We start from the raw sequence: 3,570 nt of genomic DNA, 5'->3' as shown, positions 1-3,570 counted from the left end.
GCACACCATCTGCATCAGCTCGTAGGCCGCAAAGACCGCGATGTCGAAATGCCGGCGATACGCGTGCAAGGGCGTACTGACGAACCCCGGCCAGCCGGGCTTGGCGGCGCCACTCGGTGTTTTGGCAGACGTGGTGCGCGGTTCGGCGCCGGGCACCGGCGGTCGGCCGGGCGCGGTGAAGGCCGCATTGTTGACCAGGATCGCGATGGGGCCCAACGCATCTCGCGCAGACTCCACCAGCCTGGCGATCTCGTCGCGGTCGGTCAGGTCGGCCCGGACCGCAACCGCACGCCCGCCCGCCGCCTCGATGTCAGCGACCGTCTCACCGATGGTTCCCGGCAACCGGTCATCCCAGACCTCTTCGGTTCGCCCGCCGACCGCCACCGCGGCCCCCTCGGCCGCCAGCGCCAGCGCGATCGCCCGGCCCAGGCCGCGGCTGGCGCCGGTGACGATCGCGGTGCGCCCGGCAAGCCGGCCCGTCATCGCCGCACCCCGTGCACGACGATGGCCGTGGTCTGTGCCACCCACGCATCGTCGAGTTCTTCTTCCGGACGCAGCAACATCCGCAGCATCGTCGCTCCCCCGATCAACTCGATCAAGCGGTCCGGATCCACATCGGGGTGGGCCTCACCGCGGTCAACCGCCTCGCGCAGCCGCACCCGCACCGCGGTGAACAGGTCCGCGAATCGCGACATCACCCGCGCGTTGAGCGCGGGATCTGCCGTCATGTCCGCCACCAGGCCCGGCAGCGCGGCGCGCACCACCGGGGTGGTGAACACATCGCGGGTGGCCTCGATCATCATCCGCATGTCGGCGGCGATGTCGCCGGCGGGCGCCTCCAGCGCGGTCGGGGCCACCGGGAAGGCCGCCTCGTGCACCAGTTCGGCCTTGCTCGACCAGCGCCGGTACAGCGCCGATTTCGTGGTGCCGGCACGCTCGGCGACGGCGGCCAGGCTGATGTTTGAATAGCCCGTTTGGACAAGCAGTTCCGCGGTCGCCGATAGGATGGCCGAGTCGATACGCGGATCGCGCGGGCGGCCGGCGCCGGGGGCCTTGTCAAGGCCGGACAGGTCTGCTTTCATAACGCTACCTACCGTATCGTAATTGCCGCGAAAAGGTCTCGAAGAGATGGAGGCACCACCCGTGGCCACTGAACCCGCAGTCGACAACGTCGACCGGCTGCAGCGCTCCAGCCGCGACGTCAGCACCGTGCCCACGGTGATGTCGCGCTGGCTTTCCACCGTACTGCCGGAGGACGCCAAACCCGAGGTGACCGTGGAAAGCGGCGTGGATTCGACGGGCATGTCGTCGGAGACCATCATCTTGACCACCCGCTGGCAGCAGGACGGGCAGCCGACGGAGCAGAAGCTGGTGGCGCGGGTGGCGCCCACCGCCGAGGACGTGCAGGTCTTCCCGACCTACCGGCTCGACCACCAATTCGACGTCATCCGTAAGGTCGGCGAACTGACCGACGTGCCGGTCCCCCGGGTGCGCTGGCTGGAAAACACCGGCGACGTCCTCGGCACACCGTTCTTCGTGATGGACTACGTCGACGGTGAGGTGCCGCCCGACGTCATGCCCTACACGTTCGGCGGCAACTGGTTCGCCGACGCACCCACCGAGCGGCAACGCGAACTCCAAGACGCCACCGTCGGCGTACTGGCGCGGTTGCATTCGATTCCGGACGCACAGAGCACATTTGGTTTCCTCGCCGAGGGACAAACCGGGGATACCGCGCTGCGCAAGCACTTCAACTGGGTGCGGTCCTGGTATGACTTCGCGGTGCCCGACATCGGGCGATCACCGCTGCTCGAGCGCACCTTCGACTGGCTGGACGCCAACTGGCCGGCCGAAGCGGCCGCCGCCGAACCGGTGCTGCTGTGGGGCGACGCGCGGGTCGGCAACGTGTTGTACCGCGATTTCCAGCCGGTGGCGGTGCTGGACTGGGAGATGGTGACGCTGGGGCCGCGTGAGCTCGATGTGGCGTGGATGATCTTCGCGCACATGGTCTTTCAAGAACTCGCCGGTCTGGCGACGCTGCCGGGGTTGCCGGAGGTGATGCGCGAGGACGACGTGCGCGCCACCTATGCGCACCTGACCGGTGTCGAAATCGGCGACCTGCACTGGTTTTACGTGTACTCGGGTGTGATGTGGGCGTGCGTGTTCATGCGCACCGGCGCGCGACGGGTGCACTTCGGCGAAACCGAAAGACCCGACGACGTCGAATCGCTGTTCTACCACGCCGGATTGATGAAACGTCTTATCGGAGAGGACCAGTAATGCTCGGACCGCTCGACGAGTTCCCCCTACATCAGATCCCCCAGCCGATCGCGTGGCCGGGCTCCTCGGACCGCAACTTCTACGACCGCTCCTACTTCAACGCCCACGACCGCACCGGGAACATCTTCGTGATCAGCGGCATCGGCTACTACCCGAACCTCGGGGTCAAGGACGCGTTCCTGCTGGTACGCCGCGGGGATACGCAGACCGCCGTACATGTTTCGGATGCGATCGATCAGGACCGGCTCAACCAGCACGTCAACGGTTACCGGATCGAGGTCGTCGAGCCGCTGCACAAGCTGCGGTTGATCCTCGACGAAACCGAAGGCATCGCAGCCGATCTCACCTGGAAGGGCCTGTTCGACGTCGTCCAGGAGCAGCCACACATCCTGCGCTCCGGCAACCGGGTCACGCTAAACGCGCAGCGTTTCGCGCAGCTCGGCAGCTGGAGCGGGCACATCGTCATCGACGGCGAGGAAATCACGGTCGACCCCAACACCTGGCTGGGCAGCCGCGACCGGTCCTGGGGCATCCGGCCGATCGGCGAGGCCGAGCCCGCGGGCCGGCCCGCCGACCCGCCGTTCGAGGGCATGTGGTGGCTCTACGTGCCGATGGCGTTCGACGAGTTCGCGATCGTGCTGATCATCCAGGAGGAGCCCACCGGGTTCCGCTCGCTCAACGACTGCACCCGGATCTGGCGCGACGGCCGCGTGGAGCAGCTGGGCTGGCCGCGGGTGAAAATCCACTACCGCTCCGGCACTCGCATCCCGACCGGCGCGACGATCGAGGCCGCCGCCCCCGACGGCACCGGCGTCCACTTCGACGTCGAGTCCAAGCTGCCGGTCCCCATCCACGTCGGCGGTGGCTACGGCGGCGACTCCGACTGGATACACGGCATGTGGAAAGGCGAGAAATTCGTCGAACGGCGGACCTACGACATGACCGATCCGGCGATCATCGCGCGCGCCGGCTTCGGCGTGATCGACCATGTGGGCCGGGCGGTGTGCCGCGACGGCAACAAGCCGCCGGTGGAGGGCTGGGGCCTCTACGAGCACGGCGCGCTCGGCCGGCATGACCCGTCGGGATTCAAAGACTGGTTGACGGTCGCGCCGTAACCAGACCGCGAACGTCGACTTATTCGGCGATTTTCGGGCCATTTCGCGCAACAAATCGATGTTCGCGGGCTTCACAGTTTTGCCCTGCAAACCGCAGAAATGCGGTTCACTAGAGCGCGTGTCAAAGCCGCCGCGGATCGTCGACGTCGTCGTGGTCGGAGCGGGCTTCGCCGGG

4 protein-coding genes are annotated in these 3,570 nt (G+C 67.3%); 2 read left to right on the top strand and 2 right to left on the bottom strand.

Translation table 11 applies throughout. The annotated features are described in order from the left end of the window. Together Q0W90_RS23745 and Q0W90_RS23740 are read right to left on the bottom strand one after the other, a co-directional pair. Nucleotides 1-483, bottom strand: a 483-nt coding sequence (locus Q0W90_RS23745; protein WP_297777040.1) for an SDR family NAD(P)-dependent oxidoreductase, incomplete at its 3' end; no start/stop codon positions are given. Beyond that, on the bottom strand, nt 480-1,082 hold the full coding sequence (locus tag Q0W90_RS23740; RefSeq protein WP_297601965.1) for a TetR/AcrR family transcriptional regulator: 603 nt from the start codon (nt 1,080-1,082) through the stop codon (nt 480-482). The genes Q0W90_RS23745 and Q0W90_RS23740, both read right to left, overlap by 4 nt. Nucleotides 1,083-1,143: 61 nt before the next feature. Between Q0W90_RS23740 and Q0W90_RS23735 the strand changes: the two genes are divergently transcribed. Both Q0W90_RS23735 and Q0W90_RS23730 read left to right on the top strand, forming a co-directional pair. Then, entirely contained in the window at nt 1,144-2,280 is a 1,137-nt protein-coding gene (locus tag Q0W90_RS23735; RefSeq protein WP_297777037.1) for a phosphotransferase family protein, read from the top strand. After that, nucleotides 2,280-3,395 carry a hypothetical protein gene (locus Q0W90_RS23730; RefSeq protein ID WP_297601961.1) on the top strand — a complete coding sequence of 372 codons (1,116 nt, stop codon included), beginning with the start codon at nt 2,280-2,282 and terminating at the stop codon, nt 3,393-3,395. Before Q0W90_RS23735 ends, Q0W90_RS23730 begins: the two co-directional genes overlap by 1 nt. The last annotated feature ends 175 nt before the right edge of the window (nt 3,396-3,570 follow it).

The organism is Mycobacterium sp. (assembly GCF_025933915.1).
Classification (GTDB): domain Bacteria; phylum Actinomycetota; class Actinomycetes; order Mycobacteriales; family Mycobacteriaceae; genus Mycobacterium.
This window is presented reverse-complemented; position numbering and strand designations above follow the sequence as displayed.